The organism is Stutzerimonas azotifigens (assembly GCF_013522725.1).
GTDB lineage: Bacteria > Pseudomonadota > Gammaproteobacteria > Pseudomonadales > Pseudomonadaceae > Stutzerimonas > Stutzerimonas azotifigens_A.
Genome location: NZ_JAAMRF010000007.1, coordinates 244,909 through 261,514, shown reverse-complemented (window position 1 = coordinate 261,514; position 16,606 = coordinate 244,909). Strand labels below are relative to the sequence as shown.

Here is a 16,606-nt window from a genome sequence, read left to right as displayed (position 1 = left end):
CGTCGATGAGCAATCCAGCCGTCGTGCAGAACATCAAACAAACCCTCAGGGTCGGCCGTCAGGCCCGGCTCAAGCGTTGGCTTCCGCAAGTCATCATGCCGCTGGTGGGCATCCTCGCCTTCCTGCTGTTCTGGCAGCTGGTGGCGACCAATATCCAGACCAGCCTCGGCCAGTTCCCCGGCCCGGTGCAGGTCGCCGCACAGTTCGACGGCTTGGTCGATGGGCACCTGCGTGAGCGCGAGCGGGCCGCGGCTTTCTACGAGCGGCAGGAGCAGCGCAACGCCGAGCGCCTGGCCAAGGACCCGACCGCCGAGGTGAAGATCCGCCCCTATACCGGCAAGCCGACCTTCTTCGAGCAGATCTTCACCAGCCTCTACACCGTGATGACCGGCTTCGCCATCGCCTCGCTGATCGCGGTCCCGCTGGGCATCGTCTGCGGGCTGAGCAAGCCGGTGTACAACGCCATCAATCCGCTGATCCAAATTTTCAAACCGGTGTCGCCGCTGGCCTGGCTGCCGCTGGTGACCATGGTGGTCAGCGCGGTGTATGTCAGTGACGATCCGCTGATGGCTAAATCCTTCGTCACCTCGGCGCTGACCGTGGCGCTTTGCTGCCTGTGGCCAACGGTGATCAACACCACCGTCGGGGTCGCCAACCTCGACAAGGACCTGCAGAACGTCAGCCGGGTGCTGCGCCTGTCGCCCCTCAGCCACGTGCGCCGCATCGTCCTGCCGGCGGCCATTCCGATGATCTTCACCGGCTTGCGCCTGTCCCTGGCGACCGGCTGGATGGTGTTGATAGCCGCGGAAATGCTGGCGCAGAACCCCGGCCTCGGGAAATTCATCTGGGACGAGTTCCAGAATGGCAGCTCCAACTCGCTCGGCCGGATCATGGTCGCGGTGATCGTCATCGGCCTGATCGGCTTCGCCCTGGATCGCATCATGCTGATGCTTCAGCGCCGCGTGAGCTGGGACAAGAACGCAGACCTGCGCTGAGGAAACCACCATGAACAATGCCCATCTCGAACTCACCGGCGTCGGTATCAGCTTCCCCACGGACAAGGGGCTCTACTGCGCGCTGCAGAACGTCAACCTGCGCATAGCCAAGGGCGAGTTCGTCTCGCTGATCGGACACTCCGGCTGCGGCAAGTCGACGGTGCTGAACATCGTCGCCGGGCTGTATCAGGCCACCACCGGCGGCGTCATCCTCGACGGCCGCGAGGTCAACGAACCTGGCCCGGAGCGCGCCGTGGTGTTCCAGAACCACAGCCTGCTGCCCTGGCTATCCTGCTACGAAAACGTCGAGCTGGCGGTACGGGAAGTATTCAAGGGCCAAAAAAACAGACGCGAAATGCGCGAGTGGATCGAGCACAACCTCGAGCTCGTACACATGACCCACGCGCGAGACAAGCGCCCCAGCGAGATTTCGGGCGGCATGAAACAGCGCATCGGCATCGCCCGCGCGCTGGCCATGCAACCCAAGGTGCTGCTGATGGACGAGCCCTTCGGCGCTCTCGACGCGCTGACCCGCGCGCACCTGCAGGACTCGCTGATGGAGATCCACGCCGACCTCGGCAATACCGTGATCATGATCACCCACGACGTCGACGAGGCAGTGCTGCTCTCCGACCGCATCGTGATGATGACCAACGGCCCCTCGGCAACCATCGGCGAGATCCTGCGCGTCGACCTGCCCCGCCCACGCGACCGCATGGTCCTGGCTCACGACGCTCAATACCACGCCTATCGAGCCCAGGTGCTGGAGTTCCTCTATCAGCGCCAGCAGCGCCCGGCGGCCTGATAGGCAGGCCGCGACGGTAAATGAAAAGGACTATCAGCATGGACAGAGTACTGAGCGGCACGCACCCGGCGCGCTCCGTGCCACAAGCATCGACAGCCGCCTCCCTGCAGCCATACAAGGATTGGTTACTGCTCGCGGCCTGGGCCACGGCCTGTATCACGGCGCTCTGGCAGCAACAGCTGCTGGCACTGGCTCTCGCCAGCATCGCCGCGGGCCTGCAACTGACCGAGCAGCGCAAACGCCGCGCGAGCCAGCGCCATAGTGATCATCTGCTGGCCATGCTCGGTCAGCAGCAGGGGCTCAGCGAGCCACGCGAGGATCTGGTCGCCGCTTTTGGCGCCCAATCCCTGCGCAGCGAACGTCTACGAAGTGAAGTGCAATTCGCCAGCGACGCCCTAGAGCGCATGGCCGGCACAGCCGAGCACAGCAGTGTCGACCAGGCTCAGCGAGTGCTGGCGATCACCGACGCCAGCATGGAGTTAAGCCAGAGCCTGGAGCGCGTCAGCTCGCTGGGTCAGCAAGCGATGCATGCCTTTGCCGAAACCCATAGGGAAAGCCAGGCCGGTCGCGACAGCGCGCTGTTCGTCAGCACCACCATGACCGAAGTGCGCGAGAGCATGCAGCGTACCTCCGATGCGGTCGGCCAACTGCTGCAGGACACTGCTGCCGTGGGCAAGGCCGCATTGAGCATCCAGACCGTCGCCAAACAGACACAGCTGCTCGCCCTCAACGCCTCCATCGAAGCGGCACGGGCAGGCGAGCACGGTCGCGGCTTCGCTGTGGTTGCCGACGAGGTCCGCCAGCTGGCGCTGAGCAGCGACCGCGCCGCCCAGGACATTACCCGCGTGGTCGCCACAACGGGCCACGCGGTGCGCCGTGTCGAAGTCGAAGTCGTTCAGCACCAGCAATTGCTGGAGCAAAGCGGCGAACAGAGCAGCGCATTGGCCGCCGAACTCGATCAGCTGGCGCGACGCAGCCAGCTCAGCCTTGCAGAACTCGATCGCCTGCAAGAGGCCCTCGAAGAGCAGCGACACAGCAACCGCCTGCTGCGCGAACAGCTCGACCACGTCGAAACCGGCGTCGAGCGCCAGCGCACCCAGGCCGAAGAGCTGCACAGCCTGACGCTCTACCTCACGCGCCTCAGCCGTACGGAAGCCTGACCATGGAAGTATCGATCGCCCTGACCTTGGCCGCCTGCCTGGTACTACTCGGCAACCACCTCAGTCGCGTCGCTGCCGTACGGCACCGCAAGCGCCTCACCGCGACCGATGTCCAGGCGCTGCAGCACGTGCTGGAGGTCCTTCAGTTCATGCAGAAGCACCGTGGGCTCGGCGGCCAGCGTGATGCCGCAGCCACAACGCAGCGACTGGAGGTCGCCGCCCGCCTCGACCAGCTTTGGCAGGAGTGGAAAGGTGAGGAAAACCGACCCGCAATGCGCGCTCTATGGCAGCAGATTCGCCAGAACCCGGCAGACTTTGAGCCGCACTGCATCCTCATCGAACAACTGCTCGAAAACATTCATGTGCTCGAACTGCGCCTGGCCTTTCAGGGCAATCCTCAGGTGACCGGGCTGTGCGAAGCGTGCCGTGCACTGGAAGACCTCGGTCGGCTGCGCGGGCTGGCGGTGCGTGCGGCCAACTACGAAAAGTGCCCGCTGGATATGCAGATCCAGATGCGCTATCTCTGCCAACGCCTCGCCGACCCAAATGGTGGCAAAGCTCTAAGCAACTTGATAGCTCATCTAGAGCACAACCTGATCGACGCACCGCGTGTCAGCCTAGCGCCCGCCGAATGTTACGCTTTGATCACGCCGATCATCGACGAACGTTTGCAGGGCATTCGCCACAGCATTGCCTGACCAGTGGCGACGCACGACCATCAGCCGGCTGAATCTTGCTAGGACCTGGAACGCGGACACGTAAAGTCAGCGTTCGCACGTCGCGCTGCTTACACGTAAATCACCTGCGACCTGGCGGGCTGCAGGCTGCGTTCGCCGCTGAGGGCGCTCCATAGACGGGGCTCAAGCCCACGACGTCGAGCGATTCAACTTTTCAAAACACGCTACTAGCCAATGAGAGCACCATGGCCCGCCTGTACCTTCAATTTCCCGAAGACCAATTCTACTTTTCGACCCAGATGACGGTGCGGGTCACCGACATCAACGGGGCCAACCACCTTGGCAACGACTCGATGATCTCGATGATTTCCGAAGCGCGCGCCCGGTTCCTCTATGCCTTTGGCATCCGCGAAACCAACGGCAGGGGCGTCGGCATCATCGTCACCGACCTGGCGACCACCTACCGTGCCGAAGCGCATGCGCGCGACGCCCTGCTGTTCGAGGTTGGCGTGATGGACTTCAATCGCTACGGTGGCGACATCATCTTCCGCATCACCCGCCCTGACGACGAACGCCTGATCGCCATGGCGAAATCCGGGTTCGTCTTCTACGACTATTCGGCCGCGCGCGTCGCGTCGATGCCGGATGACTTCGCCAGCCGCTTCCCCCGCGTCAATCGCCTCGACTGATGCGCCATCAGGAAGCATGACGCGCACAAAGCGCCCCTCTTTCGCGCACAACTCACCCGTCACATCGGTCAAGTGACTGCAGCAAGCGCCGGCTAGAAGGTTAGACGAGTGGCTGGCAGGGATCTTGCTGCGGCTAACCCCGCAGCCAACGACGGTTGCGCCATATGCAGACAAAGGCGTCGCGTCGCTTGCCGGAATTTCCGGCAAGCGCGTGGCGCCTTTTTCGTTTTACGCCCGAAAGCGCGCTTCATGCTGCGACGCGCAGCAAGCGGTGCATCCGGCCAGCGTCGCGCCCAGGCGCTAGTCGGCCCATGACGGAGAGGTGTGCAAGATGAATACGAGTTTCTGGAAAGCAGGCCATGCGCCGACCCTGTTCGTCGCTTTTCTCTACTTCGACCTGAGCTTCATGGTCTGGTATGTGCTCGGGCCGCTGGGGGTACAGATTGCCGCCGACCTCGGGCTTACTACCCAGCAGCGCGCCTTCATGGTGGCCACCCCGATCCTCTCCGGCGCGATCCTGCGCCTCGCGCTCGGCATGCTGGCCGACCGTACTTCACCGAAAACTGCCGGTCTGCTCGGTCAGGTGATGGTCATTGCCGCGCTGCTGCTGGCCTGGTCGTTCGGCATTCGCAGCTATGAGCAGGCACTGCTGCTCGGCCTGTTCCTCGGATTCGCCGGCGCCTCCTTCGCCGTGGCGCTGCCGCTGGCCTCCCAGTGGTACCCGGCCGAACATCAGGGCAAGGCCATGGGCATCGCCGGGGCGGGTAACTCCGGAACGGTGCTGGCGGCGCTGTTCGCCCCGGGGCTTGCCGCACTGTTCGGCTGGAACAACGTATTCGGCCTGGCACTGGTGCCGCTGGTGCTGGTCCTGGTGCTGTTCGCGGGGATGGCGCGCAACGCGCCCAACCGTCCGGCACCCAAGTCCATGGCCGACTACATGAAGGCACTGGGCGACCCGGACAGTTGGTGGTTCATGTTCTTTTACAGCGTGACCTTCGGCGGCTTCCTCGGCCTGGCCAGCACCCTGCCCGGCTACTTCTACGACCAATACGGCTTCGACCCGGTCAAGGCCGGCTACTACACGGCGGCCTGCGTATTCGCCGGCAGCATGATGCGCCCGCTCGGCGGAGCCCTGGCCGACCGTATCGGTGGCATCCGCTCGCTGCTGGTGATGTATACCGTGGCGGCCCTGTGCATCGCCTTGGTCGGAATCAACCTGCCCAGCTCGACCGCCGCGCTGGCGCTGTTCGTGGTCGCGATGCTCAGCCTGGGCGCCGGCAACGGCGCGGTATTCCAGCTGGTACCGCAGCGCTTCCACCGGGAGATTGGCGTGATGACCGGCCTGGTGGGGATGGCTGGCGGCGTCGGTGGATTTCTGTTGACCGCCGGCCTTGGCGCCGTCAAACAGGCCACCGGCGACTATCAGCTCGGCCTCTGGCTTTTCGCCAGCCTCGGCGTGCTAGCCTGGATCGGCCTGTACAACGTCAAGCAGCGCTGGCGGACCACTTGGGGTTCGGCCGCGGTGACCGCCGCCCGGGTCTGATCCTGACGCAGCCGCCGCAACCGGTGGCTGTTGCCCTATGCGGAACTCTCCATGCCCCTGCAACTGACCTTCGGTGAAGCGAGCGCCACTGGCCCGCGCAGCGAAAACCAGGACGCCATCCGTGTCGTCACACCGGCACCCTCGCTTGCCTTGAGCAAGGGCTTCCTGCTGGCGGTGGCCGACGGCGTCAGTCATTGCGCCGACGGCGGTCTGGCCGCCCGCGCGACCCTGCAGGCCCTGGCACTCGACTATTACTCGACGCCCGAAACCTGGGCGGTAACCCATGCACTCGAGCGGCTACTCGCCGCGCAGAATCGCTGGCTACAGGCCAACGGCAACGGCCAGCCGCTGCTGACCACGCTCACCGCCCTGGTGCTGCGCGGCACCCGTTTCACCCTGGCCCACGTGGGCGACTGCCGGGCGTATCGCTGGGCTGACGCCACACTCGAACGCCTCAGTGAAGATCACATCTGGCAGCAACCGGGCATGCAGCATGTGCTCAAGCGCGCATTGGGGTTGGACCAGCATCTGGTGGTCGACTTTCTCGAAGGCCAGCTGCGCGAAGGCGACTGTTTCGTCGTCCTCAGCGACGGCGTCTGGTCGGCCCTGCCCGAGCGCGACATCGCCGAAGTCCTGCAGGCTGAGCCCGACCTCTCCCGCTCCGCCAGCACCCTGGTAAAGGCGGCGCACCTGGCCGGAAGCGGAGACAACGCCAGCGCCGTGCTCGTGCGGGTACAGGCGCTGCCCGAGGCAGGTCTGGCCGACAACCTCGCCCAGCTGGAGCAATGGCCCCTGCCACCGAGACTGCGCGCCGGGCAACGGTTCGAAGGCTGGACGGTCGAGGGGCTGCTCGCCGAATCCCGGCAGTCGATGATCTATCGGGTAACCGATGCCCAAGCACACCCTTGGCTATTGAAAACCCTGCCCCCGAGTCGCAGCGAAGATCCGTCGGCCGGCCCTGCGCTGCTGCAGGAGGAGTGGTTCCTGCGCCGCGTGGCCGGGCGCTGCTTTCCGGAATTGCATAGCCTGGCGCAGCGCCAGCACCTGTACTACGTGCAGCGCGAGTACCTGGGCCAGAGCCTGGCGCAACGGTTTCGACAACAGGGTCCGATGCCGTTGACCCAGTGGCTGGAAACCGCGCCACGGGTAATCCGTCCGCTCGGCATGCTGCATCGACGCAACATCCTGCACCGCGACGTGAAACCGGAGAACCTGCATATGGATGACGACGGCGAGCTGCGCCTGCTGGACTTCGGCCTGGCGTACTGCCCCGGCCTGTCGCGTGACGAGCCCAACAGCCTGCCGGGCACGCCGAGTTTCATCGCTCCGGAAGCCTTCAGGGGCGAGCCGCCAAGCCCCCGGCAGGATATCTATGCCGCAGGCGTGACCCTCTATTACCTGCTCACGGGGCATTACCCGTACGGAGAGATCGAAGCCTTCCAGCGCCCGCGCTTCGGTACCGCCGTGCCGCCGTCGCGCTACCGCCCGGACTTGCCCGACTGGGTGGAAAGGCTGCTTTTGCGGACACTGGCAGCAGACCCTGAGCAACGCTTCGAAACCGCCGAGGAATGGTTGCTGGCCTTCGAACAGGGCGAACAGACGATCGCCCCAGGCGGTACCCGACCGCTGCTCGAACGCGAGCCGTTGAAAACCTGGCGCGCGATCGCACTCGCCTCGTTGTTGCTCAACCTGGCTGGACTTGTCTGGCTGATCGGCAACGGCTGAGCGAGATCAGCGCCGCCGGGTGATCAGCCCCTGCCGTGCCACGCGGGTCAATTCGCGAACGCAATGATCGAGCTCATCGGCTGCGGGCGCCTGCACCACGGCCAGATCGAACGCGTCGTCCGGATACTCGGCCAGCGAACAGGCATCGGCATTGAACTGGATCAGCAGCGCGCGCGGCTTGCCACGGTGCCTGGGCCAGCCGTCAAGGCAACGGAGCAGCGCCGGCTGGTGGCCACCGACCAACAGCACTTTGCGGCTACAAGGGTTCTGCGCGGCCGGGGCCAGGCAAAGGGAAGGAAGTTTTGCGTTCATCGATGGGTTCCCGCCTCGTGGGTTCCGCTGGGCAGCGGTGAGAGGCAACACCGAACCAGCGCTTTAGCGGTATTTCGGGATCTCTCGATCCCTGGCGCCCCGCAAGTAGCTGACTAAATCGGCGCAAGGACCCAACTTTATTTAAACCCAGCGAAGGCTGTCAACGCCCTGATCGAGCGACGCGCACCCCACGCAAACTGCACCATCGCTGCGCAAGGCGCCTCAACGAGGTGCGCCATAATCTCGATATAACATCACCAAAAATCCATAACTTATTGATTTTATGTACAAGTAACCGACTGGCACACCACCTGCATTGGCATCGACGCAATTCACATAAAGCTTGGCCTTCAACGAGGAGGGTCAGGCTTCCCGAGAACGGGACCGGACAAAGGCGTCCTCACTGGGTAACCAGTGGGACGCCTTTTTGTTTTTGCATTTTAGGTACGCCGGAGCAATCGCCGGCGCTCGGTGGGAGATCGGCATGAAGAAACTCAAGCTGGTGATGATCGGCAACGGCATGGCCGGAGTGCGTACTCTGGAAGAACTGCTCAAGCTCGCACCGGAGCTGTACGACATCACCGTCTTTGGTGCCGAGCCGCACCCTAACTACAACCGCATCCTGCTATCACCGGTGCTGGCCGGAGAGCAAAACTTCGAAGACATCGTCCTCAACGACCTGCAGTGGTACCGCGACAACGGCATCGAGCTGCGTGTGAACAGCAAGGTCATGCAGATCGACCGCGCCGGTCGGCGCGTCATCGCCCAAGACGGGAGCGAAGCCGAGTACGACCGGCTGCTGATCGCCACGGGCTCCACCCCCTTCATGCTGCCGGTACCCGGCAACACCCTGCGGGGTGTGATCGGCTATCGCGATATCGCCGACACCCGCACGATGATGGAAACCGCGACCACGCACCGTCACGCCGTGGTGATCGGCGGCGGCCTGCTCGGCCTGGAAGCGGCCAACGGACTGAAACTGCGCGGCATGGACGTCAGCGTGGTGCATATCGGCGAATCGCTGATGGAGCGCCAACTCGATCGCACGGCCGGAAGTTTGCTGCAGGACTCACTCGAAGCACGCGGACTCAGGTTTCTGCTGCCCAAGCACACCGCCGAGCTGCTCGATAATGGCGAAGGACGCGTCTGTGCGGTCAAGTTCACCGACGGTGAGGTGGTTCCGGCAGATCTCGTCGTCATGGCCGCGGGCATTCGTCCCAATTGCGAACTCGCCGAAAGAGCGGGCATTCCCTGCAATCGGGGGATTCTGGTCAGCGATACCCTGCAGACCTACGATCCGCGCGTCTATGCGGTCGGCGAATGTGCCAATCACCGCGGCACGGCTTACGGGCTGGTGGCGCCGTTGTTCGAACAGGCGAAGGTCTGCGCCAACCACCTGGCGATGCTGGGCTTCTCGCGCTACCTGGGTTCGGTGACCTCGACCAAGCTCAAGGTCACCGGCATCGACCTGTTCTCGGCCGGCGACTTCCAGGGCACCGAAGGCACCGAAACCATCACCCTGTCGGACCCCATCGGCGGCATCTACAAGAAGCTGGTGATCAAGGACGACGTGCTGGTGGGTGCCTGCCTCTACGGCGACACCGCCGATGGCGGCTGGTATTTCCGGCAGATTCGCGAGCATCACAATGTCAGCGAAATCCGCGACCATCTGATGTTTGGCGAAGGCGCCATCGGAGACACCGGCCATCAGGGCCAGAACAAGCCATGTCGATGCCCGACGACATGGAGGTCTGCGGGTGCAACGGGGTGTGCAAGGGAACAATCGTCAAGTCGATCCAGGCGCACGGCCTGTTCTCCGTGGACGACGTGAAGAAGCACACCAAGGCCGCGAGCTCATGCGGCTCCTGCGCCGGCCTGGTCGAGCAGATCCTGATGAACACCGTCGGCGGCGCGGCGGACGTCAAGCCCAAGAGCGAGAAAGCCATCTGCGGGTGCAGCGACCTCAACCATGGCCAGGTACGCCAGGCGATTCGCGAGCACCACCTGCTCAGCGTGGCAGAAGCGATGCAGTTCATGGCCTGGAGCACACCCAACGGCTGCTCGACCTGCCGCCCGGCACTCAACTACTACCTGATCTCGACCTGGCCGGGCGAGGCCAAGGACGATCCTCAGTCGCGCTTCATCAACGAGCGGGCCCACGCCAACATCCAGAAGGACGGCACCTTTTCCGTCGTCCCGCGCATGTTCGGCGGCGTCACCAATGCCGCCGAGCTTCGGCGCATCGCCGATGTGGCCGACAAGTACCAGGTGCCGCTGGTCAAGGTGACCGGCGGACAGCGCATCGACCTGCTGGGCATCCGCAAGGAAGACCTGCCGGCCGTGTGGAAGGACCTGGACATGCCCGACGGGCACGCCTACGGCAAGTCGATCCGCACCGTCAAAACCTGTGTCGGCCAGGAGTTCTGCCGCTTCGGTACCCAGAATTCCACTCAGTTGGGCATCGACCTGGAAAAAGCGCTGTTCGGCATGTATTCGCCGCACAAGGTCAAGCTGGCGGTCTCGGCCTGCCCACGCAATTGCGCCGAGTCGGGAATCAAGGACGTCGGCATCATCGGCGTCGATTCCGGCTGGGAGCTTTATATCGGCGGCAACGGTGGCATCAAGACCGAGGCCGGCGAGTTCTTCGTCAAGGTCAAGACGGAGGGCGACGTGGCCGAATACAGCTTCGCATTCCTCCAGCTCTATCGCGAAGAGGCGTTCTATCTCGAGCGCACGGTGCACTACATGCAGCGTGTCGGCCTGGACTACATCAAGAAAATCGTCCTCGGCGACCCGCTGCGCCGAAAGGAGCTGCATCAGCGGCTGATGTTCTCGCTCAGCTTCGAAGGAGACGGCTGGAAGAAGCAGATCGCCGACCAGGCGCTCAAGAAAGAGTACGAGACGATCCGCCTGCAAACGATCGAACCCGCCTGAATGAACGTCGCACGGCTTGCATGAGGACCTACCGATGAATTGGCTCGACATCTGCGCACTGGAAGACATCAACCCGCTCGGCGCGCGCATCGTGGCAGGCCCCGCAGGGGCCATTGCGGTGTTTCGCACCTCGGACGACCAAGTCTTCGCCCTCGACGATCGCTGCCCCCACAAGGGCGGCCCGCTGTCCCAGGGCATCGTCTACGGCCGGCTAGTGGCCTGCCCGCTGCACAACTGGCAGATCAGCCTGGAGAGCGGCGATGCGGTCGCTCCGGACAACGGCTGCGCCCACCGCCACGACGCCAAGGTGGAGAACGGTCGTGTGCTGCTTTCGCTGAACCTGCAGACCGCCCATCCATGACACGCCTCGCGCCAGGCTTTCGCCGCTTCAGACCATAACTTACCTGCCAGGAGATGCCGCCATGCATCAGACAACCGCGTCCACCTGCTGCTACTGCGGCGTCGGCTGTGGCGTTCTGATCGAGCACGACGGAACGCGCATCCACAACGTCAAGGGTGACCCGGATCATCCGGCCAACTTCGGCAAGTTGTGCAGCAAGGGTTCGACGCTGCACCTCACCGGCGATATCGCCGCTCGCGGCCTATACCCCGAACTGCGCCTGGGCAAAGGTCTAGCACGCGCCCGCATCGACTGGGATAACGCCCTGGACCACGTCGCCGACCGATTTGCCGAGGCCATCCGCGAGCATGGCCCGGACAGCGTGGCGTTCTACATTTCCGGCCAGCTGCTGACTGAGGACTACTACGCCTTCAACAAACTGGCGCGCGCCCTTGTCGGGACCAACAATATCGACAGCAATTCGCGGCTGTGCATGTCGTCGGCAGTGGTCGGCTACAAGCGCAGCCTGGGCGCCGATGCCCCGCCCTGCTCCTATGAAGACATCGAGCTGAGCGACTGCCTGCTGATTGTCGGCAGCAACATGGCCTATGCCCACCCCGTACTCTTCCGGCGCCTGGAAGAAGCCAAGGCGAGGCGCCCGGAGATGCGCGTCATCGTGGTCGATCCGCGGCGCACCGATACCTGCGACCTGGCCGATCTGCACCTGGCCATCCAACCGGGTAGCGACGTGGCCCTGTTCCATGGGTTGATGCACATTCTGCTGTGGGAAGGCTGGGTCGACCGGACCTTCATCGACGCTCATACCGAGGGCTTCGAGGCGCTCAAGGCGCTGGTGCGCGACTACAACCCGGCCATGGTCTCCGAACTCTGCGCGATCCCGGTCGAGGCGCTGCAGCAGTGCGCCCGTCTGATCGGCAATGCCCCGAGCTTTCTGTCGCTCTGGTGCATGGGGCTGAACCAGTCCACCGCCGGCAGCGCGAAGAACAGCGCGCTGATCAACCTGCACCTGGCCACCGGCCAGATCGGGCGGCCGGGCGCCGGCCCCTTCTCCCTGACCGGACAGCCCAACGCCATGGGCGGTCGGGAAACCGGAAGCCTGAGCAACCTGCTTCCGGGCCATCGCGAGGCGGGCAATCCCGAACATCGCAAGGAGGTGGCCGCTTACTGGGGCGTCGAGCAGCTTCCGGAAACGCCCGGCCTACACGCCATCGACCTCTTCGAGAAGGTTCGCGCCGGGAAGATCAAGGCGTTGTGGATCGCCTGCACCAACCCCGCCCAGTCGGTGCCGGATCAGCGAGGCGTCCACGAGGCGCTTGCCACCTGCCCCTTCGTCGTCGTGCAGGAAGCGTTCTTCACCACCGAGACGTGCCGCTATGCCGACCTCCTATTGCCGGCGGCGAGCTGGGGCGAGAAAGAGGGTTCGGTCACCAACTCCGAACGCCGCGTCAGCCGGGTACGTAGTGCAGTGCCAGCCCCGGGCGAAGCGCGGGCAGACTGGTCGATCACCTGCGACTTCGCACGGCGCCTGGAAATACGTTTGCATCCGGAGCAGCCAAGCCGCTTCGACTACCAGCGGCCCGACCAGCTGTTCGACGAATACAAGGCACTGACGCGCGGCCGGGACCTTGATCTCACCGGCCTGAACTATGCGCTGATCGAGCGGATCGGCCCGCAGCAATGGCCATTCCCCGACGGCAGCGTAACCGGCACTACGCGACTTTACGCGAACCGGGTCTTTCCCACCGCCAACGGCCGTGCCCGCTTCATTGCCGAGCACTATCAGGCTCCACGGGAACGGCGCGAAGCGCGCTATCCCCTGACGCTCAATACCGGACGCCTGCGCGATCAATGGCATGGCATGAGCCGGACCGGCACTGCAGCGCAGCTCTTCGGTCACGTCGAGGAAGCGCTCCTCGGGTTGCATCCGGACGACATGCGGCGCAGACGCCTGCTCGAAGGTCAGCTGGTACGGCTGCGCAGCCGCCGCGGCAGCCTCATCCTGCCGGTGACCCGGGACGACACGCTGCAGCCTGGCCAAGCCTTCCTGCCAATGCATTGGGGCGATCGCTTTCTCAAGGGCCTGGGATGCAACGTCCTGACGCTGCCGGACCACGACCCCCTTTCTAAACAGCCCGAACTCAAGCACGCCGCGATCGAAGTCGAGCAGGTCGCCCTGCCCTGGCAGTTCTTTGCCCTCGTGGAACACGACGTGCAGCGCCGATTCAACGCGCTGCGCCCGCTGTTCGAAGCGTTCGACTATGCAAGCTTCAGCCTGGCCGGCCGAGACCGCCCTGCGCTGATCATCCGCGCCGCTGCTAACCAGGCACCTGAAAGCGCGCAGTTGCAGCTCATAGACCAGTTGCTCGGCCTCCAGGAAGGTCCGGTTCTGGCCTACGACGACGTCCAACGGTCCATCGGTAAGCGGGTGCGCATCGAAGAAAATCGCATCGTTTCCCTGCGCCTGGCCGGAGAAACGGTGGCGCGCCATTGGCTCAAAGGCTTGTGGCAAAGCGGCAGCGCCGATGCCGAGCTGCGACGCTGGCTACTGGCGCCGCTTAGCGCTCCACCGGGCAAGGCCGGCTCGGCCTGCGACCGAACGCTGTGCAACTGCATGAACGTCAGTCAGCAAGCCGTCGCCAGCGGCATTGCTGCCGGGCTGGATCTTGACGGGCTCAAGCGCGAGCTGGGCTGCGGAACCAGTTGCGGGTCCTGCGTACCGGAAATCAAGCGGATGCTGGCGCGCCAACCGGAGCTGGCATGAGCACTTTCGACATCTTTGTGGCAGTCGTATCGAATGAGGTGAAGCAATGAGCGCAAAAGTCTGGCTGGTCGGTGCGGGCCCGGGCGATCCGGAGCTCCTGACGCTCAAGGCCGTACGCGCCCTGGGCGAAGCCCAGGTGGTAATGATCGACGACTTGGTCAACCCCGCCGTGCTAGAGCATTGTCCGGGCGCACGGGTCATCCGCGTCGGAAAGCGTGGCGGTTGTCGCTCCACGCCCCAGGCGTTCATCCATCGGCTGATGCTGCGCTATGCCCGTCAGGGCAAGTGCGTAGTGCGCCTGAAAGGCGGCGATCCCTGTATCTTCGGCCGCGGCGGCGAAGAAGCTCAGTGGCTTGCCGCCCGGGGTGTCGAAGCGGAGCTGGTCAACGGCATCACCGCCGGGCTGGCCGGCGCCACCCAATGCGGCATATCCCTGACCCATCGCGGCGTCGCCCGTGGCGTGACCCTGGTAACCGCCCATACCCTGGATGATGGTGGCCCTCAATGGCAGGCGCTGGCGCAGACCGGTACCACCCTTGTGGTGTACATGGGCGTCAGCAAGCTAGATCAGGTGCAGAACGGACTGCTTGCAGGCGGTATGGCAAGCGAGACGCCGGTGGCGATGATCGAGAACGCATCGATGCCTGAGCAACGTGAATGCCGTTCGCGCCTGGACGAGATGCTCCTCGATGCACGGGCTTTCGAGCTGAAGAGTCCGGCGATCCTGGTCATTGGTGAAGTGGCCGCACAGACGACCCTGGCCGAAGTGCAGCTGAGCGCCTGAGCCATACAGCAGACCGAAGCCGGCAACGCCGGCCCAGGCAGCGAATGCCAACGGGGATTTTCCAACAAGCACAAAAAAGGGCGACCGAAGTCGCCCTTTTTCTATGGATTACCCGAACTTAGTTCTGGTTTTCCATCTGAGCACGGATCAGATCACCAATGGTGGTCGGGCCAGTGCTTTCAACTTCCTGCTTGGTACGCAGTTCTTTCATCGCGTCTTTCTCGTCCTCGACGTCTTTCGACTTGATGGAGAGATTGATCACGCGGCTCTTGCGATCGATGTTGATGATCTTCGCTTCGACTTCTTCGCCTTCCTTCAGCACGTTGCGGGCGTCTTCAACGCGGTCGCGGCTGATTTCGGAAGCCTTCAGGGTCGCTTCGATGTCATTGCCCAGGTCGATCACAGCACCCTTGGCGTCCACTTCCTTGACGGTACCGCGGACGATGGTGCCTTTGTCGTTCAGGGACACGTAGTTGGAGAACGGATCGTCTTCCAGCTGCTTGATGCCCAGGGAGATGCGCTCACGCTCCGGATCAACCGACAGGATGACGGTTTCCAGCTCGTCGCCCTTCTTGAAGCGGCGAACGGCTTCTTCGCCCACTTCGTTCCAGGAGATGTCCGACAGGTGAACCAGACCGTCGATGCCACCGTCCAGGCCGATGAAGATACCGAAATCGGTGATCGACTTGATGGTGCCGGAGATCTTGTCGCCCTTGTTGAACTGGCTGGAGAAGTCTTCCCATGGGTTGGACTTGCACTGCTTGATGCCCAGGGAGATACGACGACGCTCTTCGTCGATGTCCAGAACCATGACTTCCACTTCGTCGCCGACCTGAACGACCTTCGACGGGTGGATGTTCTTGTTGGTCCAGTCCATTTCGGAGACGTGTACCAGGCCTTCCACGCCCTCTTCCAGCTCGGCGAAGCAGCCGTAGTCGGTGAGGTTGGTGACGCGGGCCATGACGCGGGTGTTTTCCGGGTAGCGAGCCTTGATGGCGACCCATGGGTCTTCGCCCAGCTGCTTCAGGCCCAGCGATACGCGGTTACGCTCGCGATCGTACTTGAGGACCTTGACGTCGATCTCGTCACCAACGTTGACGATTTCCGACGGATGCTTGATGCGCTTCCAAGCCATGTCGGTGATGTGCAGCAGGCCGTCCACGCCGCCCAGGTCGACGAATGCGCCGTAGTCGGTGAGGTTCTTGACCACACCCTTGACTTGCTGGCCTTCCTGCAGGGACTCGAGCAGAGCTTCGCGCTCGGCGCTGTTCTCGGCTTCCAGCACGCTGCGGCGAGAAACGACAACGTTGTTGCGCTTCTGGTCGAGCTTGATGACCTTGAACTCGAGTTCCTTGCCTTCCAGGTGAGTGGTATCACGCACCGGACGGACATCGACCAGCGAACCCGGCAGGAACGCGCGGATGCCGTTGACGTCGACGGTAAAGCCGCCCTTGACCTTGCCGTTGATAACGCCCTTGACCACTTCTTCTGCAGCGAAAGCCGCTTCCAGAACAATCCAGGATTCCGCGCGCTTGGCTTTTTCGCGGGACAGCTTGGTTTCACCGAAGCCATCTTCAACCGCGTCCAGAGCAACGTGGACCTCGTCACCCACCTTGATGGTCAGCTCGCCCTGTTCGTTGTAGAACTGCTCGACCGGGATGACGCCCTCGGATTTCAAGCCAGCATGGACGGTGACCCAGTCACCATCGATGTCGACCACGATGCCGGTGATGATGGCGCCCGGCTGCATGTCGAGGGATTTCAGGCTTTCTTCAAAAAGTTCTGCGAAGCTTTCGCTCATGTTGATTCCTGCTGTTTTCGGGCGAGGATCCGCCCAACTTCCACACCCCAGATGGCATG

Annotated in this window: 12 protein-coding genes and 1 pseudogene; 11 read left to right on the top strand and 2 right to left on the bottom strand. The window is 63.5% G+C overall.

Going from position 1 to position 16,606, the window contains the following annotated elements; translation table 11 throughout:
* The first annotated feature begins 5 nt into the window (after positions 1-5).
* From G7026_RS15105 to G7026_RS15075, 7 genes are all read left to right on the top strand, one after another.
* Entirely contained in the window at positions 6-995 is a 990-nt protein-coding gene (locus G7026_RS15105; RefSeq protein ID WP_181071740.1) for an ABC transporter permease, read from the top strand.
* A 10-nt stretch (positions 996-1,005) separates the two neighbouring features.
* The gene (locus G7026_RS15100) at positions 1,006-1,800 is read left to right on the top strand and encodes an ABC transporter ATP-binding protein (RefSeq protein WP_181071739.1); all 795 of its coding nucleotides are present in this window, start codon (positions 1,006-1,008) and stop codon (positions 1,798-1,800) included.
* A gap of 38 nt (positions 1,801-1,838) precedes the next feature.
* A complete protein-coding gene (locus tag G7026_RS15095) occupies positions 1,839-2,960 on the top strand; it encodes a methyl-accepting chemotaxis protein (RefSeq protein WP_219858451.1) in 1,122 nt (373 codons plus the stop codon).
* Positions 2,961-2,962: 2 nt separating this feature from the next.
* Positions 2,963-3,658, top strand: coding sequence for a hypothetical protein (locus G7026_RS15090; RefSeq protein WP_258190294.1), 696 nt, complete (start codon positions 2,963-2,965; stop codon positions 3,656-3,658).
* A gap of 224 nt (positions 3,659-3,882) precedes the next feature.
* Entirely contained in the window at positions 3,883-4,326 is a 444-nt protein-coding gene (locus G7026_RS15085; protein ID WP_181071737.1) for a thioesterase family protein, read from the top strand.
* Between the two features lie 331 nt (positions 4,327-4,657).
* Positions 4,658-5,869 carry a nitrate/nitrite transporter gene (locus G7026_RS15080; protein WP_181071736.1) on the top strand — a complete coding sequence of 404 codons (1,212 nt, stop codon included), beginning with the start codon at positions 4,658-4,660 and terminating at the stop codon, positions 5,867-5,869.
* 51 nt (positions 5,870-5,920) lie between these two features.
* Positions 5,921-7,594 carry a bifunctional protein-serine/threonine kinase/phosphatase gene (locus G7026_RS15075; protein ID WP_181071735.1) on the top strand — a complete coding sequence of 558 codons (1,674 nt, stop codon included), beginning with the start codon at positions 5,921-5,923 and terminating at the stop codon, positions 7,592-7,594.
* A gap of 6 nt (positions 7,595-7,600) precedes the next feature.
* On the opposite strand, the gene G7026_RS15070 is transcribed toward G7026_RS15075, so the two are convergent.
* Positions 7,601-7,906 (bottom strand): class I SAM-dependent methyltransferase, encoded by a 306-nt coding sequence (locus G7026_RS15070; protein ID WP_181071734.1) that lies wholly within the window; start codon positions 7,904-7,906, stop codon positions 7,601-7,603.
* Between the two features lie 484 nt (positions 7,907-8,390).
* On the opposite strand from G7026_RS15070, the pseudogene nirB reads away from it, so the two are divergent.
* The 4 genes and pseudogenes from nirB to cobA all read left to right on the top strand — a co-directional run bounded on the left by nirB (position 8,391) and on the right by cobA (position 14,746).
* Positions 8,391-10,840: pseudogene (gene nirB / locus G7026_RS15065) on the top strand (nitrite reductase large subunit NirB).
* 34 nt (positions 10,841-10,874) lie between these two features.
* Complete coding sequence (gene nirD, locus G7026_RS15060) at positions 10,875-11,201, top strand: nitrite reductase small subunit NirD (protein ID WP_181071733.1); 327 nt, start codon at positions 10,875-10,877, stop codon at positions 11,199-11,201.
* A gap of 61 nt (positions 11,202-11,262) precedes the next feature.
* Positions 11,263-13,962, top strand: a complete 2,700-nt coding sequence (locus tag G7026_RS15055) for a nitrate reductase (protein WP_181071732.1) — start codon at positions 11,263-11,265, stop codon at positions 13,960-13,962.
* 46 nt (positions 13,963-14,008) lie between these two features.
* Positions 14,009-14,746, top strand: coding sequence for a uroporphyrinogen-III C-methyltransferase (cobA, locus tag G7026_RS15050; RefSeq protein WP_181071731.1), 738 nt, complete (start codon positions 14,009-14,011; stop codon positions 14,744-14,746).
* Positions 14,747-14,864: 118 nt separating this feature from the next.
* Here the strand turns inward: cobA and rpsA are convergent, their stop codons facing one another.
* Entirely contained in the window at positions 14,865-16,547 is a 1,683-nt protein-coding gene (rpsA, locus tag G7026_RS15045) for a 30S ribosomal protein S1 (RefSeq protein ID WP_138409244.1), read from the bottom strand.
* Between the last annotated feature and the right edge of the window lie 59 nt (positions 16,548-16,606).